At 73.8% G+C, this 21,797-nt stretch carries 24 protein-coding genes; 15 read left to right on the top strand and 9 right to left on the bottom strand.

Annotated elements, in window-relative coordinates; genetic code table 11:
* Positions 1-125: 125 nt before the first annotated feature.
* The 3 genes from POF43_RS10345 to POF43_RS10335 all read left to right on the top strand — a co-directional run bounded on the left by POF43_RS10345 (position 126) and on the right by POF43_RS10335 (position 3,262).
* Positions 126-1,724, top strand: a complete 1,599-nt coding sequence (locus POF43_RS10345) for an ABC-F family ATP-binding cassette domain-containing protein (protein ID WP_271325407.1) — start codon at positions 126-128, stop codon at positions 1,722-1,724.
* 407 nt (positions 1,725-2,131) lie between these two features.
* Positions 2,132-2,350 carry a helix-turn-helix domain-containing protein gene (locus POF43_RS10340; RefSeq protein WP_271317432.1) on the top strand — a complete coding sequence of 73 codons (219 nt, stop codon included), beginning with the start codon at positions 2,132-2,134 and terminating at the stop codon, positions 2,348-2,350.
* Between the two features lie 108 nt (positions 2,351-2,458).
* Positions 2,459-3,262 carry an enoyl-CoA hydratase/isomerase family protein gene (locus POF43_RS10335; protein ID WP_271317433.1) on the top strand — a complete coding sequence of 268 codons (804 nt, stop codon included), beginning with the start codon at positions 2,459-2,461 and terminating at the stop codon, positions 3,260-3,262.
* A 14-nt stretch (positions 3,263-3,276) separates the two neighbouring features.
* Here the strand turns inward: POF43_RS10335 and POF43_RS10330 are convergent, their stop codons facing one another.
* Positions 3,277-4,020, bottom strand: a complete 744-nt coding sequence (locus tag POF43_RS10330; RefSeq protein WP_282704519.1) for a hypothetical protein — start codon at positions 4,018-4,020, stop codon at positions 3,277-3,279.
* A 192-nt stretch (positions 4,021-4,212) separates the two neighbouring features.
* Between POF43_RS10330 and POF43_RS10325 the strand changes: the two genes are divergently transcribed.
* The 5 genes from POF43_RS10325 to amaP all read left to right on the top strand — a co-directional run bounded on the left by POF43_RS10325 (position 4,213) and on the right by amaP (position 6,828).
* The gene (locus tag POF43_RS10325; RefSeq protein ID WP_271324021.1) at positions 4,213-4,680 is read left to right on the top strand and encodes an Asp23/Gls24 family envelope stress response protein; all 468 of its coding nucleotides are present in this window, start codon (positions 4,213-4,215) and stop codon (positions 4,678-4,680) included.
* Positions 4,681-4,744: 64 nt separating this feature from the next.
* The gene (locus tag POF43_RS10320) at positions 4,745-4,933 is read left to right on the top strand and encodes a hypothetical protein (protein WP_271313764.1); all 189 of its coding nucleotides are present in this window, start codon (positions 4,745-4,747) and stop codon (positions 4,931-4,933) included.
* Positions 4,930-5,337, top strand: coding sequence for an Asp23/Gls24 family envelope stress response protein (locus tag POF43_RS10315; protein WP_271324022.1), 408 nt, complete (start codon positions 4,930-4,932; stop codon positions 5,335-5,337). Before POF43_RS10320 ends, POF43_RS10315 begins: the two co-directional genes overlap by 4 nt.
* Positions 5,334-6,224, top strand: coding sequence for a DUF6286 domain-containing protein (locus tag POF43_RS10310; RefSeq protein WP_271324023.1), 891 nt, complete (start codon positions 5,334-5,336; stop codon positions 6,222-6,224). The genes POF43_RS10315 and POF43_RS10310 overlap by 4 nt, the downstream gene beginning before the upstream one ends.
* 7 nt (positions 6,225-6,231) lie before the next feature.
* Positions 6,232-6,828 (top strand): alkaline shock response membrane anchor protein AmaP, encoded by a 597-nt coding sequence (gene amaP / locus POF43_RS10305; protein WP_271313761.1) that lies wholly within the window; start codon positions 6,232-6,234, stop codon positions 6,826-6,828.
* Positions 6,829-6,983: 155 nt separating this feature from the next.
* Here the strand turns inward: amaP and POF43_RS10300 are convergent, their stop codons facing one another.
* The 4 genes from POF43_RS10300 to POF43_RS10285 all read right to left on the bottom strand — a co-directional run bounded on the left by POF43_RS10300 (position 6,984) and on the right by POF43_RS10285 (position 11,513).
* Positions 6,984-8,807, bottom strand: a complete 1,824-nt coding sequence (locus tag POF43_RS10300; protein WP_271313760.1) for a glycoside hydrolase family 15 protein — start codon at positions 8,805-8,807, stop codon at positions 6,984-6,986.
* Positions 8,808-8,924: 117 nt separating this feature from the next.
* Positions 8,925-9,956 carry an SURF1 family cytochrome oxidase biogenesis protein gene (locus POF43_RS10295; RefSeq protein WP_271324024.1) on the bottom strand — a complete coding sequence of 344 codons (1,032 nt, stop codon included), beginning with the start codon at positions 9,954-9,956 and terminating at the stop codon, positions 8,925-8,927.
* A 221-nt stretch (positions 9,957-10,177) separates the two neighbouring features.
* Positions 10,178-10,429: a metallothionein gene (locus POF43_RS10290; protein WP_271313758.1), complete on the bottom strand. Its 252-nt coding sequence runs from the start codon at positions 10,427-10,429 to the stop codon at positions 10,178-10,180.
* Positions 10,430-10,505: 76 nt separating this feature from the next.
* Positions 10,506-11,513: a DEDDh family exonuclease gene (locus tag POF43_RS10285; RefSeq protein WP_271324025.1), complete on the bottom strand. Its 1,008-nt coding sequence runs from the start codon at positions 11,511-11,513 to the stop codon at positions 10,506-10,508.
* A 166-nt stretch (positions 11,514-11,679) separates the two neighbouring features.
* Here POF43_RS10285 and POF43_RS10280 point away from each other — a divergent pair, with 166 nt between their 5' ends.
* The 3 genes from POF43_RS10280 to POF43_RS10270 all read left to right on the top strand — a co-directional run bounded on the left by POF43_RS10280 (position 11,680) and on the right by POF43_RS10270 (position 14,460).
* Positions 11,680-12,624 (top strand): sterol desaturase family protein, encoded by a 945-nt coding sequence (locus tag POF43_RS10280; RefSeq protein ID WP_271324026.1) that lies wholly within the window; start codon positions 11,680-11,682, stop codon positions 12,622-12,624.
* Positions 12,625-13,152: 528 nt separating this feature from the next.
* A complete protein-coding gene (moaA, locus tag POF43_RS10275) occupies positions 13,153-14,142 on the top strand; it encodes a GTP 3',8-cyclase MoaA (protein WP_271324335.1) in 990 nt (329 codons plus the stop codon).
* A gap of 90 nt (positions 14,143-14,232) precedes the next feature.
* Positions 14,233-14,460 carry a hypothetical protein gene (locus POF43_RS10270; RefSeq protein WP_271324334.1) on the top strand — a complete coding sequence of 76 codons (228 nt, stop codon included), beginning with the start codon at positions 14,233-14,235 and terminating at the stop codon, positions 14,458-14,460.
* A 290-nt stretch (positions 14,461-14,750) separates the two neighbouring features.
* Here the strand turns inward: POF43_RS10270 and POF43_RS10265 are convergent, their stop codons facing one another.
* The gene (locus POF43_RS10265) at positions 14,751-15,146 is read right to left on the bottom strand and encodes a DUF3099 domain-containing protein (RefSeq protein ID WP_308217330.1); all 396 of its coding nucleotides are present in this window, start codon (positions 15,144-15,146) and stop codon (positions 14,751-14,753) included.
* A 350-nt stretch (positions 15,147-15,496) separates the two neighbouring features.
* On the opposite strand from POF43_RS10265, the gene POF43_RS10260 reads away from it, so the two are divergent.
* Positions 15,497-15,781, top strand: coding sequence for a GlsB/YeaQ/YmgE family stress response membrane protein (locus POF43_RS10260; RefSeq protein ID WP_271313754.1), 285 nt, complete (start codon positions 15,497-15,499; stop codon positions 15,779-15,781).
* Positions 15,782-15,808: 27 nt separating this feature from the next.
* Here POF43_RS10260 and POF43_RS10255 read toward each other — a convergent pair whose 3' ends face one another.
* The 3 genes from POF43_RS10255 to POF43_RS10245 all read right to left on the bottom strand — a co-directional run bounded on the left by POF43_RS10255 (position 15,809) and on the right by POF43_RS10245 (position 19,380).
* Positions 15,809-16,363, bottom strand: coding sequence for an RNA 2'-phosphotransferase (locus tag POF43_RS10255; RefSeq protein ID WP_271313753.1), 555 nt, complete (start codon positions 16,361-16,363; stop codon positions 15,809-15,811).
* 102 nt (positions 16,364-16,465) lie between these two features.
* The gene (locus POF43_RS10250) at positions 16,466-17,857 is read right to left on the bottom strand and encodes a TldD/PmbA family protein (RefSeq protein WP_271313752.1); all 1,392 of its coding nucleotides are present in this window, start codon (positions 17,855-17,857) and stop codon (positions 16,466-16,468) included.
* Positions 17,854-19,380 carry a TldD/PmbA family protein gene (locus POF43_RS10245; protein WP_271313751.1) on the bottom strand — a complete coding sequence of 509 codons (1,527 nt, stop codon included), beginning with the start codon at positions 19,378-19,380 and terminating at the stop codon, positions 17,854-17,856. The genes POF43_RS10250 and POF43_RS10245 overlap by 4 nt, the downstream gene beginning before the upstream one ends.
* 212 nt (positions 19,381-19,592) lie before the next feature.
* On the opposite strand from POF43_RS10245, the gene fabG reads away from it, so the two are divergent.
* From fabG to POF43_RS10230, 3 genes are all read left to right on the top strand, one after another.
* Positions 19,593-20,312 (top strand): 3-oxoacyl-[acyl-carrier-protein] reductase, encoded by a 720-nt coding sequence (gene fabG / locus POF43_RS10240; protein ID WP_271313750.1) that lies wholly within the window; start codon positions 19,593-19,595, stop codon positions 20,310-20,312.
* 5 nt (positions 20,313-20,317) lie between these two features.
* Positions 20,318-21,088, top strand: a complete 771-nt coding sequence (gene fabI / locus POF43_RS10235; protein WP_271313749.1) for an enoyl-ACP reductase FabI — start codon at positions 20,318-20,320, stop codon at positions 21,086-21,088.
* A gap of 279 nt (positions 21,089-21,367) precedes the next feature.
* Positions 21,368-21,748 carry a hypothetical protein gene (locus POF43_RS10230; RefSeq protein ID WP_271313748.1) on the top strand — a complete coding sequence of 127 codons (381 nt, stop codon included), beginning with the start codon at positions 21,368-21,370 and terminating at the stop codon, positions 21,746-21,748.
* Positions 21,749-21,797 lie beyond the last annotated feature (49 nt).

The raw sequence follows: 21,797 nt of genomic DNA, 5'->3' as shown, positions 1-21,797 counted from the left end.
GCGCCGTCGCGGCGCCCGGTAGACTGACGCCCATGGCAGTCAACCTCGTGCACTAGACGGCAACCGGCCCCGCCCGTCCGTCCTGCCGTCCATCCCTGTCCTGGTCCTGCCCTGGAGTTCCTTCCGTGATCACTGCCACCGGCCTCGAGCTGCGCGCCGGCGCCCGCATCCTCATCGAATCCGCCTCCTTCCGCGTCGCCAAGGGCGACCGCATCGGCCTGGTCGGCCGCAACGGAGCCGGAAAGACCACCATGACCAAGGTGCTGGCCGGCGAGGCCCAGCCCGCCGCCGGCACTGTCACCCGCTCCGGCGAGATCGGCTACCTGCCGCAGGACCCGCGCACCGGCGACCTCGACACGCTCGCCCGCGACCGCATCCTGTCCGCCCGCGAACTCGACACCGTGCTGCGCAAGATGCGCGAGAACGAGGAGCGGATGGCCACCGGCAAGGGCGCCACCCGCGACAACGCGATGCGCAAGTACTCGCGGCTGGAGACGGAGTTCCTCACCAAGGGCGGTTACGCCGCCGAGGCCGAGGCCGCCACCATCGCCGCCGCGCTCGGCCTGCCCGACCGGGTGCTCGGCCAGCCGCTGCACACCCTGTCCGGCGGCCAGCGCCGCCGCGTGGAGCTGGCCCGCATCCTGTTCTCCGACGCCGACACGCTGCTGCTCGACGAGCCGACCAACCACCTCGACGCCGACTCCATCACCTGGCTGCGCGACTACCTCAAGACCTACAGCGGCGGCTTCATCGTCATCTCCCACGACGTCAACCTCGTGGAGACGGTGGTCAACAAGGTCTTCTACCTGGACGCCAACCGCTCGCACATCGACATCTACAACATGGGCTGGAAGCTGTACCTGGCCCAGCGCGAGGCCGACGAGAAGCGCCGCAAGCGCGAGCGGGCCAACGCCGAGAAGAAGGCCGCCGCGCTCAACACCCAGGCCGACAAGATGCGCGCGAAGGCCACCAAGACCGTCGCCGCGCAGAACATGGCCCGCCGCGCCGAGAAGCTGCTGTCGGGCCTGGAGTCGGTCCGGGCCGCCGACAAGGTCGCCAAGCTGCGCTTCCCCGACCCGGCGCCGTGCGGCAAGACCCCGCTGATGGCCTCCGGGCTGTCGAAGTCCTACGGCTCGCTGGAGATCTTCACCGACGTCGACCTGGCCATCGACCGCGGCTCCCGGGTGGTCATCCTGGGGCTCAACGGCGCCGGCAAGACCACCTTGCTGCGGCTGCTCGGCGGGGTGGAGACGCCGGACACCGGCACGATCGAACCCGGTCACGGGCTCAAGCTCGGCTACTACGCCCAGGAGCACGAGACCCTCGACCCGGACCGCACCGTGCTGGAGAACATGCGGTCCGCCGCGCCCGACATGGACCTGGTGGCGATCCGCAAGATCCTCGGCTCGTTCCTGTTCTCCGGCGACGACGTCGACAAGCCGGCCGGCGTGCTGTCCGGCGGCGAGAAGACCCGGTTGGCCCTGGCCACCCTGGTGTGTTCCAGCGCCAACGTGCTGCTGCTGGACGAGCCGACCAACAACCTCGACCCGGCCAGCCGCGAGGAGATCCTCGGCGCGCTGCACACCTTCACCGGCGCGGTCGTACTCGTCACCCACGACGAGGGCGCCGTCGAGGCGCTCCAGCCCGAACGGATCATCCTGCTGCCGGACGGCGTCGAGGACCTGTGGGGCGAGGACTACGCCGACCTGGTCGCCCTGGCCTGACCGCGCCGCCGGCACCGCGGCGGTGCGGGTGCCGAGGGCGCCGGCCGCGCCGTCGCGGGTGCCCGCGCGGGCCGGAGGGGATCTTTCGGCCGATCCGGCCTCCGTCATCCGCACGAGCCGGTTTCATCCCCCGTCCCGGGGCGTCCACCGTCCCCGGGGCGGGGGACGCTCATGCCCGCCCGTGCCCGGCGCTCCTTACGCACCGTGATGACCAGCGGTTTCACGATCGCGCCGGTGAGCGCTGCGGAAACGTTCCGGTGCCCGGCGGCCGGAGCGCGGCCGGATACTCCCTGTGCCCGGCCGAACGCACGGCGGATGTTGTGCCACTCGACTTGCCGAATGGGTGGCCAGGAAGCGCCGGAGGGGTGATCATGAGAGTCCGAAGGCACTTCCTGGAGGAGGCACGGGTGGCCGAGACTCTGAAGAAGGGCAGCCGGGTGACCGGCGCCGCGCGCGAAAAGCTCGCGGCTGACCTCAAGAGGAAATACGACTCCGGTGCGAGTATCCGGGCGCTGGCCGAGGAGACGGGCCGGTCCTACGGATTCATCCACCGCATGCTGAGTGAGTCCGGTGTGGCTCTCCGCGGCCGCGGAGGTGCGACCAGGGGAAAGAAGGCCGCCGCCTGACCGGCCGCCGGTCCGGTTGTCACCCGGACGGCGGAACGGGCGCTTCAGTGGTTACTGTTCGGTAATCACTGTTCGGTGATCCCGTTCCCGCCCGTCCGGAGGCACCCGATGTCCGACCCGACCACCGCAGCGCTGCTCGACCGCGACGGCGTACGGCTGACCGTCCACCCGGACGGCGCCGTGGCCACCGTCACGTTGTGCAACGCGGGCAAGCGCAACGCCCAGTCGCCCGCCCTGTGGCGGGCGCTGGCCGAGGCCGGCCGCCTGCTGCCCGGCAGCGTACGGGTCGCGCTGCTGCGCGCCGAGGGCGTCTCGTTCTCGGCGGGTCTGGACCGGCAGGCGTTCACCCCGGAGGGCTTCGCCGGGGAGCCGTCCTTCGTCGACATGGCCCGCGGTACCGAGGCCGAACTCGACGCGGTCATCGCCGGCTACCAGGAGGCGTTCACCTGGTGGCGGCGCACCGACCTGATCACGGTCGCCGTCGTGCAGGGGCACGCCATCGGCGCCGGGTTCCAGCTCGCGCTCTCCTGCGACCTGCGGGTGTGCGCGGACGACGTGCAGTTCGCCATGCGTGAGACCAGCCTCGGCCTGGTGCCCGACCTGACCGGCACCCGGCCGCTGGTCGCGCTGGTCGGCTACGCCCGGGCCCTGGAGATCTGCGCCACCGGCCGCTTCGTGCACGCCGACGAGGCGGTCCGCACCGGCCTGGCCAACCTCGCCGTGCCGGCCGCCGAGCTCGACGCCGCCGTCCAGGACCTCACCGCCGCCCTGCTCGCCCCGGCCCGCGACGCGGTCGTGGAGCTCAAGGGCCTGCTGTCCGGCGCCGCCGACCGCGACCTGGACGACCAGCGCGCCGCCGAACGCGCCGCGCAGGGCCGCCGCCTGCGGGACCTGGCCGGCCTCGGCGACTGACGCCCCGCACCGCCTCACCCCGCGCCGGTCACCACGACAGCGGTGGCCGGCGCCGGGCCGTCCGCCGCCGCCCGCTCGCCGGCCGCCGCCACCGTGACGGCGGTACGCACCGCCACCGCCACGTCCAGCGCCCGGAACCCGCCGTCCACCGTGACGTACGCCCGCACACCCCCCGCGGTCCACCGGGCGGCGGCCCCCCGCACCCCGCCCACCTTCAGCGCCGCCGCCACCACCGCGTCCGCCGGTCCGTCCGCGCCCGCGGCGTCCCCCACCGGCCCGGCCGCGGCGTCGGGCCCCGTCTCCAGCCCCGCCTCGTCCGGGTCCGCCATCGGGCGGTCCGCGTCCAGCGGGCCCAGCAGTCCCACCGCCCGCAGGTCGATCGCGGTCACCACCAGGCCCAGCCGGTCCGCCGCCAGCGCGGCCAGCACCGCCCTGAGCAGGTCGGCGGTGCGCGGCAGCGGGCGGTCCGGCCGGGCCGCGAAGTCCGCCTCGATCCGCAACGGCCCGGCCGGCATCGCGCTCGGCGGCGCCGCCGGATTCGCGGTCCGCACCGCACCCCAGTCGTGCGCGTCCGGGTCGGCCAGCCGCACCCGCACCCGGTCCAGCGCCACCCCCGGCACCGTGCGTTCGGCCTCCCGCAGCACCCGCGCCACCGCCCGTTCGGTGATCCAGCAGCCGTCCGCCGGCCCGCCCAGCGGCAGCGTGCGGCCCGCGCCGACCTGTCCTCGTACCGCCTGGAGCAATCCGTCCGCGGTCATCACGTCTCCTGTCACCGGCCCAGCAACGCCTGCTGACTGGCTGCCATCTTGCGCCCGGCGCCCGGCTCACGCCCGGGTTCACCCCGATGGCGGCGCGTCGGGGGCCAACTCTCCGGCACGGCCGGGCAGGCGCGCATACGCTGGCGTGGAGTGACCGCGTATCAGGTCCGCCGATCGAGAGGACGACCCGCTGTGACGGACATGGCGAAGGACAGCACGGGCCGGGGCACCCCGCTGGGGAGCGGCCGGCCGCGCGAGGGACAGCTGGGCGACCCGGCGACCCGCGGGCGGACCACCATCGCGGACGGCGTCGTCGAGAAGATCGCGGGGCTGGCCGCCCGCGACGTCGTCGGCGTGCACGCGCTCGGCACCGGGTTCGCCCGCACCCTGGGCGCGGTCCGCGACCGGGTCCCCGGCAGCGGCCGCACCGCCACCCGCGGCGTCAAGGCCGAGGTCGGCGAGGTGCAGACCGCCATCGACATCGACATCGTCGTGGAGTACGGGGTGTCCATCGCCGAGGTGGCCCGCGCCGTGCGGGAGAACGTCATCGCCGGCGTCGAGCGGATGACCGGCCTGGAGGTCGTCGAGGTCAACATCGCGGTCGGCGACGTCAAGCTGCCCGACGAGGAGGACGACGATCCCGAGACGCGGGTCCAGTGAGTCCCGGCGATGACGGACGGCAGGACGAGTGGTCCTCGATGCGGACGATGACGGGGAGCGGACGATGAGCATGGCCGTAGTGGGTCTGATCACCGGAATGGCCCTGGCGTTCGCCGGGTACTTCGGCGGGTTCGGCGCGTTCTTGCTGGTGGCGGCGCTCGGCGCGGTCGGGTTCCTGGTCGGCCGCTTCCTCGACGGCGACCTCGACCCCGGCGACATCTTCCGGCCGCGCGACCGTGACCGGCGCCGGTGACCGCCACCGTGCCCGACCAGGCCGTGCCCCGGGTGGCGGCGGCCGACCGCGGCGCGACCCGGATCGCCGACCGGGTGGTGGGCCGGATCGCCTCGCAGGCCGCCCGTGAGGTGCTGCGCGGCCTGCCCACCGACCACCTGGTGCCCCGGGACCGCTTCCCGCAGGCGTCGGTGAGCGTCCGCCCGGCCGGCGGGGCCCGCGGCGGCGGCCGCGGACTGGCCAAGATCCGGCTCTACGTCGACCTGGGCTACCCCGCCGACCTGCGCGCGGTCTGCGCCGCGGTCCGCCGGCACGTCATCGACCGGGTCGGCGAACTGTGCGACATGACGGTGCGCGAGGTCTCCGTCGAGGTGGAACACCTGCACTCCTCGGCCATGACCGCCGACCACGGGAGGCTGTCATGACCGACCCCGGCGCGGAACCCCCCGGCACCGCGCGGCCCCCCGGCGGCTCCGGTACGTCCGGCGTCTCCGGTCCGGCGTCCGGTGCCGGGTCCGGTACGTCCGGCACCGCGTCCGGTCCGGCGTCCGGTACGTCCGGCTCCGGGGCGCACCGCGCCGCCGACCCCCGCGACCGCGGCGGCGACGCCGGCACCGGCGACCCCGGCCACCGCGACCTCGACCCCGGCGACCCCGCGGAGCGCGACCGTACCACCGGCGGCGGGGACGACCCGGCCGGTGCCGGGCCCGTTCCGCCGCTCAACGCGCGCGTTCCCGAGGAGCACGCCGAGCCGGGGCCGCGGCCGGGCGGGCGGGGCAAGCGGTTCTGGTCGCCGCGCCGGCTGCCGGCGCTGATCACCGCGCTGCTGGTGCTGGCGGGCAGCGGCCTGCTGCTGTACGACGTCGCCGCCGTGCGGGCCGGCCGCCGGGCGATGGCCTGGCGGGTGCGGGTCGCCCGGGAACTGGCGACCCGTCCGCTGGACGACACCTGGGTGCTGGCCGGCGCCGCGCTCGCCGCCGCGCTCGGCCTGTGGCTGCTGGTGCTGGCGGCGACGCCCGGCCTGCGGCAGGTGCTGGCGATGCGGCCGGGACCCGGGCGCATCCGGGCCGGCCTGGACCGGGACGCCGCCGCGCTGGTGCTGCGGGACCGGGCCCTGGAGGTGCCGGGCGTGCAGTCGGTGCGCGTCGCGGTCGGCCGGCGCCGGGCCAAGGTCCGCGCCGAGTCGCACTTCCGGGCGCTGGACGACGTACGCGACGACCTGGACAGCGTGCTCGGCGACGCCCGCCGGGGCCTGGGGCTGCAACGCCCGCCGCGGCTGTCGCTGGCCGTGCGCCGGGCCGGAAAGGGGTGAGCGGTCCATGCGGACCACGGTCAACCGGCTCCTGATGGGGCTGATCGGAGCGATCCTGTTCGTCGTCGGCGGATCGGTGCTGGTCTCCGCGTTCGACCTGCCGAGGCACTGGCACTTCACCCTGCCGTCCTGGTGGCCGTTCAGCGGCCCGCACGACGTGCTGCTGACCGCCGCCGACCGGACCCGCTACCGCGGCGACAGCTGGTGGTGGCCGGTGGTCATCGCCGCCCTCGCGGTGATCGCGCTGGCCGCCCTGTGGTGGCTGGTGGCGCAGCTGCGCACCCGCCGGCTGGGCCAGGTGCAGGTGGACTACGGCGAGGAGGGCCGCGTCGTGCTGCGCGGCCGGGCGCTGGAGGACGCGCTGGCCGCCGACGCCGAGGCGCTGCCCGGGGTGGCCCGTTCCGGGGTCCGGCTGGCCGGCCGCCGCCACACCCCGGCCGCCCGGGTGTCGCTGCTGCTGGAGGGGCACGCCGTGCCGGACACCGTCGTCACCGACCTCGACGCCCGCGTCCTCACCGACGCCTGCCGCTCCGCCGCGCTCGACGGACTCCCCGCGGAGGTCCGCCTGCACGGCGAACGGCACCGGGGCGCCCGCGTGGAGTGAGCCGCCGCGCCGGACGGACGAGCCCGGTGAGTCCGGTGAGCCCGGTGGGGTGGAAGGCGGGACGCCCGCGGCCGGGGTGGCCGCGGGCGTCGTGCGGGTGGGGGACAGGCGGTGCGGGGCGCAGTGGCGTGCGGTGGGGGAGCGGTGGAAGCCGGTCACCCCCGGATCGTCACGTCCGCCTCCGTGGTATCGCCCTTCGCGCTGCGGGCCAGCCGCATCGCCGTGTTGACCAGGCCGACGTGGCTGAACGCCTGGGGGAAGTTGCCCAGTTGGCGGCCGGCCGCCGGGTCCCACTCCTCCGCCAGCAGGCCAACGTCGTTGCGCAGGCTCAGCAGCCGCTCGAAGACCTCCACGGCCTCGTCGTTGCGCCCGGTCTCCGCCAGCGCGTCCGCCAGCCAGAACGAGCAGGCCAGGAACGCCCCCTCGTCACCCGGCAGGCCGTCCACCGACTCGTCGGCGCCCATGCCGGTGGAGTAGCGGCGGACGAAGCCGCCGTGCTCCAGCTCGCGGCGCACCGCGTCGACGGTGCCGACCACCCGGGGGTCGTCGGCCGGCAGGAAGCCGACCTGCGGGATCAGCAGGGTGGCGGCGTCCAGCTCGGCGGAGCCGTAGTACTGCGTGAAGGTGTTGCGTTCGGGGTCGTAGCCCTTCTCGCACACCTCGCGGTGCACCTCGTCGCGCATCGCCCGCCACTTGTCGAGGTCGCCCTTCAGCTCCGGCACCGCCTCGACGGTTCGCACGGCGCGGTCGGCGGCGACCCAGGCCATCACCTTGGAGTGGGTGAAGTGCCGGCGCGGGCCGCGGATCTCCCACAACCCCTCGTCCGGGTCACGCCAGTTGGACTCCAGGAAGTCCATCAGGGACCGCTGGAAGTTCCACGCGTGCTTCTTTATCGGCATGCCCGCGGTCCTGGCCAGGTACAGGGAGTCCATCACCTCGCCGTAGACGTCGAGCTGCAACTGCTCCACCGCCGCGTTGCCGATCCGCACCGGCGAGGAGTCCTCGTAGCCGGGCAGCCAGGGCAGCAGCATCTCCGGCAGCCGGCGTTCACCGGCCAGTCCGTACATGATCTGAAGATCCGCCGGGTCGCCGGCCACCGCGCGCAGCAGCCAGTCGCGCCACTCGGACGCCTCCCGGGTGTAGCCGCTGGCCAGCAGCGCGCTCAGGGTCAAGGTGGAGTCCCGCAGCCAGCAGAAGCGGTAGTCCCAGTTGCGGACCCCGCCGATCTCCTCCGGCAGCGAGGTGGTGGCGGCGGCCACGATGCCGCCGGTGGGGGCGTACGTCAGCGCCTTCAGCGTTATCAGCGACCGCACCACCTCGTCGCGCCACGGTCCGTCGTAGCTGCACCGGTCGGCCCACTTGCGCCAGCCCTTCAGGCTCTGCTCCAGCGCCTTGTACGGGTGGATCAGCTTGGGGCGCGGTTCGTGCGAGGGGTGCCACGACATCACGAAGGCGACCTTGTCGCCCTTGCCGACGGTGAACTCCGAATGCGTGGTGAAGTCCTCGCCGTAGGTGTGCACGTCGCCCTCGACGCCGAACCACACCGAGTCGGGTCCGGCCACCGCCACCCGGGTGCCGTCCACCCGCCGCACCCACGGCACGACGCTGCCGTAGTCGAACCGCAGCCGCAGCTGGCCGTGCATCTGCACCCGGCCCGACAGGCCCTCGACGATCCGGACCACGTCCGGGCGGTGGTCGCGCTGCGGCATGAAGTCGGTCACCCGCACGGTGCCCGACGGGGTCTCCCACTCCGTCTCCAGCACCAGGCTGTCCTTGACGTACTGCCGCCGGGGAGTGGCGTTGTGCCCGGTGGGCGCCAGCTGCCAGAAGCCGTGGTCCTCGCCGCCCAGCAGCGCGGCGAAGCACGCCCCCGAGTCGAACCGCGGCAGGCAGAGCCAGTCGATCGAACCGTTGCGGTGCACGAGGGCGGCGGTCTGGAGATCGCCGATGATCGCGTAGTCCTCGATGCGTCCTGCCACGTGGTGCCTTTCCTGGAAACGGAACTCTGTCAGGTCGGGCCCGGGCCTCCGGTGGCCGCCGCCCGTTCTCCCGCGCGGTGACGCGCCCGACGCCGCTATTCGTTCCCCGAAGGGGCGTTACGACGCTTTTCCCTCGCCGGAGGCGGCCGGCACGGTAACCTTCGCCGCCGCGTCCTCGGCATCGCCCTCACGGGTACCACGGACCCCGGCACTGACACCGGCACCATCCGCACCGGCACCGGCGGCACTTTCCGCACCGGCGTCGGCGGTACCGTCCGAACCGGCCGCACCGGTCTCGCCGGCACCCGCCACACCGGCACCGGTCTCGCCGGCACCCGTGTCGCCCGGACCGGCCGCGGCGTCGCGGGCCTTGTCCCGTTTGGCCACCTGGTCGCGGTGCTCACGGCGCACCAGGATGATCCAGCCGGCCGGGACCATCAGCACGAACAGCCACCACTGCCACGCGTACGCCAGGTGCGGGGGGGTGTAACCGCCGTTGGTCTGGCCGGGGTTGGGCGGCGGGACCAGCTGCGGCTGGCCGGCGGCCGGTTTCGGCGAGGTGGCGGTGAGTTCCAGGTAGCCGCCCAGGACCGGCCGGGAGACCGTACCGGCCAGCTCCTCGCTGTTGATCAGCATGACCTGCCGCGGCGGCATGTCGTGCTTGTCCTGGATGCCGGTGCCCGCGGTCGTCTCGTCCAGCCGCAGCCGCCCGGTGAGGCTCACCCGGCCCTTCGGCGCGGCCGGCACCTTGGGGAAGGTGATCCCGTCGTACTGCGAGGCGACCCAGCCGCGGTTGACCAGCACCGCCTTGCCGTCGGCCAGCAGGAGCGGGGTGACGACGTAGTACCCGATCGAGGAGTCGTCGGCCGAGGTGCGGTGCCGGACCACCACCTCGTGCGCCTGGTCGTAGGTCCCGGTGACCGTCACCGTCCGGAAGTCGTCCGCCGCCGGAATCCGGTGGCGGGGGGCGTCGATCCGCTCCACCGGGACCGGCGCGGCGGCGAGCGCGGCGTAGATGCGGGCGTTGCTCGCGTTCTCGGCCTCGTGGCGGTGCATCTGCCAGATGCCCAGCCGTACCATCACGGGCATCATCAGCAGGCCCACGATGGTGAGAATCACCCATTGCCTGGTCAGCAGGAAGCGGTACACCCCACGACGGTACAACTCGTCGCCGGGCGCTCCGCACAAGGGTGGCGGCCCGCGGTCACCGCGGGCCGGCGCGGGAACGGGCCGCGGCGACCGTCCGGGACACCGGGGCCGGTCAGGACACCGGGGCCTTCCGGACGGCCCAGGATGCCGGAGGCCTTCAGCGCACCTCAGGACACCCGAGGGCCTTCAGCACACCGGGGCCTTCCGGAGACCGGGGGGCCTCAGGACACCGGGGCCGCGCCCACCCGGTCCACCAGGCCCACCGCGCCCTCCGCCTTGGCGCAGTGGGCGCAGCAGAAGAACCGGCCGTCCGCCTCGACGCCGTGGCCGGCCACCTTGATCCCGCAGTGCTCGCAGATGGGCGCCATGCGGTGAATGGCGCACTCGAAGCTGTCGAAGACGTGCGTCGCGCCCTGCGCGCGCACCTCGAAGCTCATCGTGTAGTCGTTTCCGCAGACCTCGCAACGTGCCATGCCGCCACAGTGCGTGACGCGGGGCCCCGCGGCGGCGCAGGCGCGGGGCGGTTCGGGGCCGAACCGCCCGTCCGGCCTACCCGGCCGGCGGCCGCTGCTGGGGCAGGCGGCCCGCGGGTGCCACCTCCGACAGCAGCCGCTGGAAGCCGGCCTCGTCCACCACCGGGGTGCCGTGGCGCCGGGCGGCCAGCACCTTGGCGGCCGGGGAGCCGGGGTCGTTGGTGACGAGCAGGCTGGTGAGGCGCGAGACGCTGGAGGCCACATGCAGGCCGGCCTCGGTCGCGCGGTCCTCCAGCAGTTCGCGTTCGACCGTCGTGTCGCCGGAGAACGCCACCCGCATGCCCTGCACCAGCGGCCGGCCCGGCTCCAGGCGGCCCGGGTTCGGGTACGGGCAGGCCGGACGCTTGCGCGGCTGGCGCCAACTGGTCGGCTGCCGGTACCCGGTGGAACGCAGCGGCACCGAGGGGGACTGGCGCCACTCGGTCAGCGGCCGGCAGGCGTGCAGCGGCAGCCGCAACCCGGCACCGGCCGCCAGGTGCAGGCTGGGCCGGAACGCCTCGGCCAGCACCCGGGCGTCGTCCAGCGCGTGGTGCTTGCGGCGCTGCACCACGCCGTAGTGCGCGGCCAGCGACTCCAGCTTGTGGTTGGGCAGCGGCAGCCGCAGTTCCTTCGACAGCACGATGGTGCACAGCCGGTGCTCCACCGCGACCTCGGTGCCGGCCCGGGCGAACTCCCGCGCCAGCATGGACCAGTCGAAGACCGCGTTGTGCGCGACCAGCACCCGGCCGGCCAGCCGGCCGGCCAGCTCCCCGGCGATCTCGGCGAACAGCGGCGCGCCCTCCAGCGCCTCGCTCGTCAGACCGTGGATCCACACCGGACCCGGATCGCGCTCCGGGTTGACCGGTGAGTACCAGTGGTCCTGGACGGTGCCCCGGGCGTCGAGCCGGTAGACGGCCGCGGACACTATCCGGTCGTCGCGGCCGAGGCCGGTGGTCTCGACGTCGACCACGGCGTACCCCTGCGGGTAGGCATCGGGCCACACGGGCGGGGTTGGTGACGGTGTCTCGGGGCGTTCGTCCAGCATGGTTCACGAGGATACGGGCCCCCACTGACACCGTCCGCACCGCTCGCCGGTCGCGGCGTCACCCGCGCAGCGTGTCGCGCCGGCTGACGGAGCCTCACGCATCTCGTTTCGTACTAGTCGGTAACTACCTCTGGCGTCAGGGCTCCGGCGCTTCTATGGTGCCGTTATGCCGCAACTGCCCAATGCCGTGCTGTGGTCCATACCTGCCTTTGTGCTGCTGACCGTCATCGAAGTGGTCAGTTTCCGGATACATCCCGACGACGACCAGGTCGGGTACACCGGCAAGGACACCACCACCAGCATCGGCATGGGCCTGGGCAGCCTGGTCTTCGACGCGCTCTGGAAGATCCCGATCGCCGCGATCTACCTGGGCGTCTACGAACTGACGCCGCTGCGGATCCCGCTGCACTGGTGGACCGTCGTCGCGATGCTGCTCGCCCAGGACTTCTTCTACTACTGGTCGCACCGCGAGCACCACGTCATCCGCCTGCTGTGGGCCTGTCACGTCGTCCACCACTCCAGCCAGAACTTCAACCTGTCCACCGCGCTGCGCCAGCCGTGGACCACGTGGACGGTCTGGCCGTTCTACCTGCCGATGATCGCCTGCGGCGTCTCACCGGCCGCGGTGGCCTTCTGCTCGTCGGTCAACCTCGTCTACCAGTTCTGGGTGCACACCGAACGCGTCGGTCGGCTGTGGCGCCCGCTGGAGTTCGTGCTCAACACCCCCTCGCACCACCGGGTGCACCACGCCTCCCAGGGCGGCTACCTCGACCGCAACTTCGGCGGCATCCTCATCGTGTGGGACCGGATGTTCGGCTCGTTCGTCCCCGAGACCGACCGCCCGGTCTACGGACTGACCACCAACATCGGCACCTTCAACCCGCTGCGCGTCGCCACCCACGAATACGCCGCCCTCGGCCGCGACATCGCCGCCGCCGACCGCTGGCGCGACCGGGCCGGCTACGTACTGCGCGGCCCCGGCTGGCAGCCGGAACACCGGCGTACCGCCGACGCGGCGCCCCCGGCCCCGGCCGACGCGCGGCCCGCCGCGACGACGCCGGCGGGCGGGACCGCGGTGGCCGAGGCACCGGCCGGAGCGGAAGCGGTATGACCGCCTGACGCCTGTTCCACGAGTCGGCCGCGCCGCGCTCGCCCCTCCGGCGATCCGGCCCGCGCCGCGTTCACCGGCCTGGTCCGCGCCGCGCTCACCGGCCCGGCCCGCGCCGCGCTGTTCGGTCCACGCCGCGCCGTTCGGTACGCGTCGCGCTCGTCGGTCCGTGCCGCGCTGTTCGGTCCGCGTCGCGCTCGTCGGTCCGTGCCGCGCTCTTCCGTGCGCGTCACGCTCGTCGGCCCGTGATCCGGTCCGTGTCGCTCCGGCTTCCGTGATCCGGTCCGTGCCCCGCTCTTCCGTCCGCGCCGCGCTCTTCCGTCCGCGTCACGCTCGCCCGTTCGCGCCGTGCTCCCCGGTCCGCGATCCGGTCCCCGCCGGCGGCCGGGCAGCCGTCCCCGCCCTCCCCGCGCCCCCGCCCTGCCCCCGCGCGCGGAAGGCCGATCGTCCTCGATCGGTGGAATGTCCGCCGGGCGATCTACGCTGGGGGGATCACGGGACGCGCTCGGCGCCCCGGGGGAGGCGGAGACGGTGCTGCTGGACACCTACGGACGGGTCGCGACCGACCTGCGGGTCTCGCTCACCGACCGGTGCAATCTGCGCTGCACGTATTGCATGCCCGAGGAGGGCCTGCAATGGCTGGCCAAGCCCGAGCTGCTGACCGACGACGAGATCGTGCGGCTGGTCCGCGTCGCGGTGACCCGGCTGGGGGTGACCGAGGTCCGCTTCACCGGCGGTGAACCGCTGCTACGCCCCGGCCTGGCCGGCATCGTCGCACGCTGCGCCGCCCTCGACCCCCGGCCCCGCATGTCGCTGACCACCAACGGCATCGGCCTCGCCCGCACCGCCGCCGCCCTGCGCGACGCCGGCCTGGACCGGGTCAACGTCTCGCTCGACACGCTGCGCCCCGACGTCTTCCAGCGGCTGACCCGGCGCAGGCGGCACGCCGACGTCCTCGACGGGCTGGCCGCCGCCCGCGCCGCCGGCCTGGCACCGGTGAAGATCAACACCGTGCTGATGCGCGGCCTCAACGACGACGAGGCCCCCGACCTGCTGGCCTGGGCCGTCGACAACGGCTACCACCTGCGCTTCATCGAGCAGATGCCGCTCGACGCCCAGCACGGCTGGCAGCGCGACACCATGGTCACCGCCGAGGAGATCCTGACCTCGCTCGCCACCCGCTTCACCCTGACCCCCGGGACCGACGGCGATCGCGGCTCCGCCCCGGCCGAGCACTGGTTCGTCGACGGCGGCCCGGCCCGGGTGGGGGTCATCGCCTCCGTCACCCGCCCGTTCTGCCGCGCCTGCGACCGCACCCGCCTGACCGCCGACGGCCAGATCCGCGACTGCCTGTTCGCCCGCGAGGAGACCGACCTGCGCCAGGCGCTGCGCACCGGTGCCGACGACGAGTCGATAGCCGCGCTGTGGCGGGCCGCGATGTGGGGCAAGAAGGCCGGCTCCGGCCTGGACGACCCCGCGTTCCTCCAGCCCCGGCGCCCGATGTCGGCCATCGGCGGATAGCGCGCGGCTCGGCGGCCCTCGCCGCTCCCCGCTCCGACCGGATCAGCCGGACGGACCCTGGCGCGCGGCGCCGTTTTGTAGGCTCACGGCATGGAGTTCGTCGCGGCCGAGAAGCCGATCTGTTCCGCCAAGGGCTGCCGAGCCGACGCCACCTGGGTCGTCGCGTGGAACAACCCCAAGATCCACACCCCCGAGCGCCGCAAGACCTGGCTCGCCTGCGAGGAACACCGTGCATCGCTGTCCGGGTTCCTGAACGTGCGCGGCATGCTCAAGGAGGTCGTCGCGCTGTCCGACTGGGACTTCGACGTCGCACGGTGACAGCCGCTGGCCGGCGTCCCACCCGTACGGCACCGCAGGGACCACCGGTCACGGACCTCGGCGGCCGCCGCGACCGGGCCCCGGCAGCTGGGACGGCCCCCTGGAGAAGGCGGCGCGGCGCACAAAAAGAACGACGCCAGGCAGCCACGGGGGGAGCTGCCCGGCGTCGATCGGTCGCTCCGACGGGGGATGCGGAGCGCGTACGCAGTATGTCACGCACCCACCCTCCGTTGGCAGCGGATCGGCGGGATTCGTCTGAGGTTTCCTTGAGCTTGACGCGAAGTCGCCGGTCAGCCGGGGGTGCCGCGGTCCTGCTCGTCATCGCGGCCGGGGTCGCCGACGGAGTGCGGGTCGCCGACGGCGTGCGGGTCGGCGCCGGGTTCGAGGACGTTGCGGGTGGGGCCGGGGACGAAGGCCGGCGGCAGCGACGTGTCGTTGGAGCGGCCGGCGTTGGCGACCACCACGGCGACGTAGGGCAGCACGAGACCGCCGACGAGGCAGATCGCGGCGATCACCGTCTGTACGTGCCACAGGACCACCGCGAGCAGGACGCAGACCGTGCGGACCGCCATCGAAATGGCGTAGCGCCGCTGGCGGCCCCGGATGTCGTCGGACAGACCCTCGCGGGCCCCCGAGATCTGGAAGACCTCGCCGTCACCGGCGCGCTTGCGCTTCAACTCCACCACCTGATCACCGTGCCGGACGTTCCCCGGAACCGGGCCCTGCCCACGGTACGCCGCGCCGGGCCGTCCGGCGTACCCCGGGTCCCGCGCGTCCTGCGGGCCGTCGCACGACGGGCGGCCACCCCGGCCACCCCTGCGTCACCGGCTGGCTGCCGCACCACCGGTCACCGCACGACCGGCCGCCGCCCCCGACCCCCCTGCGTCACCGGCTGGCTGCCGCATCACCGTCCACCGCCCCGACCACCGGCCGCCGCCCGGCCGCCGCCATGCGAACGGGTCCGCCCGGCATGCGCGGGGCGGGCCGCAGCCGGAGACTGACCCGGGACGGACGGGGTCGTGGCCGAGGAGGCGTCATGGGCTGGTTGTGGGCGATCGTGGTGGGCCTGGTGCTGGGTGTGATCGCCCGGGCCATCCTGCCGGGCAGGCAGGCCATCCCGCTGTGGCTGACGGTGATCTACGGCATCATCGGCGGCCTGCTGGGCAACGCGGTGGCCAGCGGGATCGGCGTGCGGCACACCAGCGGTGTCGACTGGATCCGGCACCTGCTGCAACTGGCCGGCGCGGTCCTCGTCGTCGCGGTCGGCAGCCCGCTGTGGCAGTCGATCCGGGGCCGCAACAGGAACCGCTCACCGCGCTGACGCCGCGCCGGGAGCGCGCCGCCGTCCTCACCCGGTCGGCGGCACCCGCAGGTGGGAGGCGGGTACCGCGTCCGTCAGCCAGACGCCGTTGGCGCTGACCCGGAAGCGGTGGCCGGCCGCGGCGAGCGCCGCCGCGTCGATCTCCAGCACCACCGGACGGCCGTGCCGGGCGCCGACCCGGGTCGCGGTGGCCGCGTCCGCCGACAGGTGGACGTCCTGCCGGCCCATCGGCCGCAGGCCCTCGCGCAGCACCAGCGGCAGCGTGCGGGTGGCGGTGCCGTGGTAGAGCACCGGCGGCGGCTCGCTGTCGGCCAGGCCCAGGTCGACCGGGACGGAGTGGCCCTGGCTGGCGCGGATGCGCAGGCCGTCGGGGGACAGCGCGAAGCGCTGCTTGTCGCTGTCGGCGACCACCCGTTCCAGCTCGGCCCGGCCGCAGGGCCGGCCGGCCGCCGCGCAGCCGGCCAGCAGGTCGTCGACGGCCACCCAGCCGCCCGCGTCCAGGGTCACCCCGGCCGCGGACGGCTGGTGCCGCAGCACCAGTGACAGGAACTTCGACACCTTCACATGGCGCTTGTCGTCCATCCCCGTCGTTCCCCCCGTCATCCCGATCGTTCCCCCGTCGGCCTCGTGCTCTTCGTTCTCTTCGTGCTCTTCGGTTCTCTTCGTGCTCCCCGGCGCGGCCGGTCAGACGCCCTGGCTGACCGAGGACATGTTGAACCCCGGCACCCGCAGGGGCGGCATGGCGGTGCGGGTGAAGTAGTCGCCCCACTCGCGCGACAGCGTGCGTTCGGTGCGGCCGGCCTCGGTGGCCCGGGCCAGCACGTCGACCGGCGACTCGTTGAACCGGAAGTTGTTGACGACGCCGGTCACCTCGCCGTTCTCCACCAGGTAGACCCCGTCCCGGGTCAGGCCGGTCAGCAGCAGGTTGGCCGGGTCGACCTCGCGGATGTACCACAGGGAGGTCAGCAGCAGGCCGCGGTCGGTGGCCGCGACCATCTCCTCCAGCGACGTGGTGCCGCCGCCGTCCAGCAGCAGGTTGTCGGCGCTGGGCGCGTCGGGCAGGCCGGTCGACGCGGCGGTGTGCCGGGTGGTCACCAGCCGTTCCAGCACGCCGTCCCGCATCCAGTCGGTGCGGCCGATCGGCATGCCGTTGTCGAAGACCGACTGGTCGCCGCCGGAGGAGTGCGCGATGACGAACGGCGCGGCCTGGATGCTGTCGGCGGCCGGGTCGCTGTAGAGGTTCAGCGGCAGGGCCGACAGCTTCTCGCCGACCCGGGTGCCGCCGCCGGGGCGGCTGAAGACGGTGCGGCCCTCGGCGGCGTCGCGGGCGGCGGCGGACCACAGGGTGTAGATCAGCAGGTCGGCGACCGAGGTGGACGGCAGCAGCGTCTCGTACCGTCCGGCGGGCAGCTCCACGCGCCGCTCGGCCCAGGCCAGCCGCCGCGCCAGGTCGCCGTCCAGGGTGCGCGGGTCGACGTCGCGGAAGTCGCGGGTGGAGGCGCCGGCCCACGCCGAGCGGGTGCCGTCCGGCGACTTGGCGTTGACCTCCAGGGTGCCGGTCGGCTGGTCGTGCCGCAGCCGCAGCCCGGTCGAGGTGCCCAGGTAGCTGGTGACCACCGAGTGGTACGCGAAGCCGTACAGCTCCCGGCCGCCGTCCCGGGCGGTGCGGAACGCCTCGCCGAGCGCGGGCGCGAACGCGGTGAAGACGTCGGAGGTGGTCTCGGCCGGCGGGGCGGTGAAGTCGGCGGCGGGCGCGGCGCCGCCGATCAGCGGCTGGGCGTCCTCGGCCGGACCGGAGTCGCGGGCCGCCGCCTCGGCCGCGCGCACCAGCGGTTCCAGCTCCTCGTCGGTGACCGCGGACCGGGAGACCACACCACTGGCGGTGCCCTGGGCGCCGTCGACCGTGGCGACCACGGTGAGGCTGCGGCCGCGGGTGACGCCGTTCGTGGTCAGGGCGTTGCGCGCCCAGCGCAGGTTGGCGCTGGACTGCTCGTCGGCGATGACGACGCAGCCGTCCGTCCGCGACAGCTCCAGGGCGCGCTCGACGATGTCGTGCGCGGGGGTGGAACGACTCATGAACGACCCGCCTCCTGCGTGGTGTTGAGGATGTTGACGCCGCGGAAGAGGGCCGAGGGGCAGCCGTGGCTGACCGAGGCCACCTGACCGGGCTGGGCCTTGCCGCAGTTGAACGCGCCGCCCAGCACGTAGGTCTGCGGCCCGCCGACCGCCTCCATCGAACCCCAGAAGTCGGTCGTCGTCGCCTGGTACGCCACGTCCCGCAGCTGGCCCGCCAGCTGCCCGTTGACGATCCGGAAGAACCGCTGGCCGGTGAACTGGAAGTTGTAGCGCTGCTGGTCGATGCTCCACGAGCGGTCGCCGACCACGTAGATGCCGCGTTCGACGCCGCCGATCAGCTCCTGGGTCGACGGCCCGTCCGGCGCCGGCCGCAGCGAGACGTTGGCCATCCGCTGCACCGGCACGTGCGAGGAGGAGTCGGCGTAGGCGCAGCCGTTGGACCGCTCGAAGCCGCAGCGGCGGGCGATGCGCCGGTCGAGCTGGTAGCCGACCAGGGTGCCGTCCTTGATCAGGTCCCAGGACTGGCCCGCCACGCCCTCGTCGTCGAACCCGACGGTGGCCAGGCCGTGTTCGGCGGTGCGGTCGCCCGTCACGTTCATCACCGGCGAGCCGTAGCGCAGTGTGCCCAGCTGGTCGAAGGTGGCGAACGAGGTGCCGGCGTAGGCCGCCTCGTAGCCCAGCGCGCGGTCCAGCTCGGTGGCGTGGCCGATCGACTCGTGGATGGTCAGCCACAGGTTGGACGGGTCGACCACCAGGTCGTAGCGGCCGGCCTCGACGCTGGGGGCGCGCATCTTCTCCGCCAGCAGGCCCGGGATCTCGGCGAGTTCCCGGTCCCAGTCCCAGCCGGTGCCGGTCAGGTACTCCCAGCCGCGGCCGGCCGGCGGCGCGATGGTGCGCATCGAGTCGAACTCGCCGGTGGCCGGATCCACCGACAGCGCGGTCAGCTCGGAGTTGACCCGGACCCGCTGCTGGGTCGTGGTGGTGCCCGCGCTGTCCGCGTAGAACTTGTTCTCCAGCACGCTGAGCACCGAGGCGTCGACGTGCGTGACGCCCTCGGCCGCCAGCAGCCGCGCGCTGCGGTCGGCCAGCAGCGCGAACTTGTCCTTGTCCGGGACGGAGAACGGGTCGATGTCGTAGGCCGACACCCACACCTGGTCGGCGTGGACCGGCTCGGCGGCCAGCTCCACCCGGTCGTCGCCGCCGGCCGCCCGGCCGATGCCCGCGGACAGCTTGGCCATCGCCACCGCCTGGCCGGCCACCCGGGCCGCCGCGTCCATGGTCATCTCGACGCCGGAGGCGAACCCCCACGCGCCGTCGTGCACCACCCGGACCGCGTAACCGGTGTCCGTGCCGTCCGAGGAACCGGCCGGCCGTCCGTCGCGCAGCTGCGTCGACGCGCTGCGCACCCGTTCGAACCGGAAGTCCGCGTGCTCGGCGCCCAGCGTCCTGGCGCGGGCCAGCGCGGCGTCGGCGAGCGCCCGTAGCGGCAGCGCCAGAAACGACGCGTCGATCTCCTGGGGCACGGAGGCCCCCCTTCCGTCAGTCAGCGGTCTGCGATGACACCCGCAGTGAATCATGCCCCTGCGACAGCCCGGCCCACCGCCGATTTCTGTAGGGACCCCACAGACGTCAACCGCCGCCCCTGTCGCCAGCGGCTTCACCGAAGGCACCGGGTGACCGATAGTTTCGACGGGTGAGCTGGGATCACACGCTGAGACTACGAAAGGGTGGGCCCTTGAGCCGCTCGGTACTCGTCACCGGAGGCAATCGCGGCATCGGCCTCGCCATCGCCCGCGCTTTCGCCGACTCCGGGGACCAGGTCGCGATCACCTACCGCTCCGGCGAGCCGCCGGCCGAGCTGACCGCCCTGGGGGTGCTCGCCGTCAAGTGCGACGTCACCGACGCGGAGCAGGTCGAGCAGGCCTACAAGGAGGTCGAGCAGGCGCACGGCCCGGTCGAGGTGCTGGTGGCCAACGCCGGCGTCACCCGTGACCAGTTGGTGATGCGCATGACCGAGGAGGACTTCTCCGCGGTCCTCGACACCAACCTCACCGGCACCTTCCGGGTGGTCAAGCGCGCCTCGCGCGGCATGCTGCGGGCCCGCAAGGGCCGCGTCGTGCTGATCTCCTCGGTCGTCGCGATGCTCGGTTCGGCCGGCCAGTCCAACTACGCCGCCTCCAAGGCCGGCCTGATCGGGTTCGCCCGCTCCCTCGCCAGGGAGCTGGCGAGCCGCAACATCACCGTCAACGTCGTCGCGCCCGGAATCATCGACACCGACATGACGCGGGTGCTCAGCGACGACCAGCGCGCCGCCATCATGGGCCAGGTCCCGATGGCCCGTTACGGGCTGCCCGAGGACATCGCCGCCTCGGTGCGCTTCCTGTCGTCGGACGACGCCGCGTACATCACTGGAGCCGTCATTCCCGTAGACGGCGGATTGGGCATGGGTCACTGAGCACCATGAGTGGAATCCTCGCAGGCAAGCGCATCCTGATCACCGGAGTCCTCACCGACGCCTCGATCGCCTTCCACGCCGCGAAGTTCGCGCAGGAGGAGGGGGCGGAGGTCATCCTCACCGCGTTCCCCCGCCCCAGCCTGGTCGAGCGGATCGCCCGGCGGCTGCCCAAGCCCGCACCGGTGATCGAGCTGGACGTCACCAACCAGGAGCACCTGGACCGGCTGCCCGGCCTGGTCGCCGAGCACCTGGGCGAGGGCGTGGAGCTGGACGGCGTCGTGCACTCCATCGCCTTCGGCCCGCTGTCGGTCTTCAACTTCCTCGAGGCGCCGTGGGAGGACGTGGCCACCGCGGTGCACGTCTCCGCGTACTCGCTCAAGTCGCTGACCATGGCGCTGCTGCCGCTGATGCCGCGCGGCGGTTCGGTCGTCGGCCTCACCTTCGACGCGCAGATCGCCTGGCCGAAGTACGACTGGATGGGCGTCGCCAAGGCCGCGCTGGAGTCGACCTCCCGCTACCTGGCCCGTGACCTGGGCGAGAAGAACGTGCGCGTCAACCTCATCTCGGCCGGGCCGCTGAAGTCGATGGCCGCCAAGTCCATCCCGGGCTTCGAGGAACTCGCCGACGTGTGGAACCACCGCGCCCCGATCGGCTGGGACCTGAGCGACCCGGAGCCGGCCGGCCGCGGCGTCGTCGCCCTGCTGTCCGACTGGTTCCCGCGCACTACCGGCGAGATCGTCCACGTCGACGGCGGCGTGCACATGATGGGCGCCTGACCCCGAGGCGCATCCCTTGAGGGACGCTCCCCGAGGCGCGTTTCCTGAGACGCACCCCGCGGCGCATCCCCTGTCGGTCCTCGCGGCCGGCGGGGGAGGCGTTCGATGGGACGTACGTCCACCGGGCCCCGGCTCCGCCACAGTGGCGGGACCGGGGCCCGACGCGGGCCCGTGACCCGGTCGGCGCAGCATGCCGGGCGCCGCGGTCCGCCGCCGGTGAGGATGGCGGTGGGGACGGTGGGGACCTCAGGGGGCAGGGCGCCACGAGGAGGGCACGCGATGCTTCGTTACCCCGGCAGGCCGGCCGTCCACCTCGCCGCCGTGCTGGCCGCGCTGGTCCTCCTGCCGTCGTCGGCCGCCGTCCGCGCGCCCGTCCGCCTCGCGCAGCGGGCCACCCCCGGCGTCGTCCCGCTGGACACCGCGCGCGACGACGGCGCCCGGTGCGACCTGGTGCGGCACGGCAGCGACGCGGTCGCCACCTGCATGAACCCCGACCCCGAGGAGACCCGGCTCCAGTTGCACGTCAGCTGCGTGCGCTGGTGGGACCCGGCCACCGACACCGCGCCGGTCTACGACGGTCCCGCGCAGTGGGTCACGCTCTCCGGCCGCTGCTGGAAGGAGATCCGCGCGGCCTGGCTGACCCGCCGCACCACGCCGTGACCGCGCCGGTGCCCGGCCCGCGACCGGCGCCGCCGCCCGTGCCGGCCGG

It is taken from the genome of Streptantibioticus silvisoli (genome assembly GCF_027947535.2).
In the GTDB taxonomy this organism is placed as follows: domain Bacteria; phylum Actinomycetota; class Actinomycetes; order Streptomycetales; family Streptomycetaceae; genus Streptantibioticus_C; species Streptantibioticus_C silvisoli.
Note: the sequence above shows the minus strand (reverse complement) of the source record. Positions and strands in the feature narration are given on the sequence as shown.

Coding starts and splice junctions, on each gene's coding strand:
- fabI (WP_271313749.1), top strand. CDS start 20,318: ATGAGTGGAATCCTCGCAGGCAAGCGCATCCTGATCACCGGAGTCCTC.
- POF43_RS10255 (WP_271313753.1), bottom strand. CDS start 16,363: ATGGACGACAAGCGCCATGTGAAGGTGTCGAAGTTCCTGTCACTGGTG.
- POF43_RS10290 (WP_271313758.1), bottom strand. CDS start 10,429: ATGGCACGTTGCGAGGTCTGCGGAAACGACTACACGATGAGCTTCGAG.
- POF43_RS10230 (WP_271313748.1), top strand. CDS start 21,368: ATGCTTCGTTACCCCGGCAGGCCGGCCGTCCACCTCGCCGCCGTGCTG.
- POF43_RS10335 (WP_271317433.1), top strand. CDS start 2,459: ATGTCCGACCCGACCACCGCAGCGCTGCTCGACCGCGACGGCGTACGG.
- POF43_RS10250 (WP_271313752.1), bottom strand. CDS start 17,857: ATGAGTCGTTCCACCCCCGCGCACGACATCGTCGAGCGCGCCCTGGAG.
- POF43_RS10330 (WP_282704519.1), bottom strand. CDS start 4,020: ATGACCGCGGACGGATTGCTCCAGGCGGTACGAGGACAGGTCGGCGCG.
- POF43_RS10310 (WP_271324023.1), top strand. CDS start 5,334: ATGACCGACCCCGGCGCGGAACCCCCCGGCACCGCGCGGCCCCCCGGC.
- POF43_RS10320 (WP_271313764.1), top strand. CDS start 4,745: ATGAGCATGGCCGTAGTGGGTCTGATCACCGGAATGGCCCTGGCGTTC.
- POF43_RS10270 (WP_271324334.1), top strand. CDS start 14,233: ATGGAGTTCGTCGCGGCCGAGAAGCCGATCTGTTCCGCCAAGGGCTGC.
- POF43_RS10285 (WP_271324025.1), bottom strand. CDS start 11,513: ATGCTGGACGAACGCCCCGAGACACCGTCACCAACCCCGCCCGTGTGG.
- POF43_RS10280 (WP_271324026.1), top strand. CDS start 11,680: ATGCCGCAACTGCCCAATGCCGTGCTGTGGTCCATACCTGCCTTTGTG.
- POF43_RS10260 (WP_271313754.1), top strand. CDS start 15,497: ATGGGCTGGTTGTGGGCGATCGTGGTGGGCCTGGTGCTGGGTGTGATC.
- amaP (WP_271313761.1), top strand. CDS start 6,232: ATGCGGACCACGGTCAACCGGCTCCTGATGGGGCTGATCGGAGCGATC.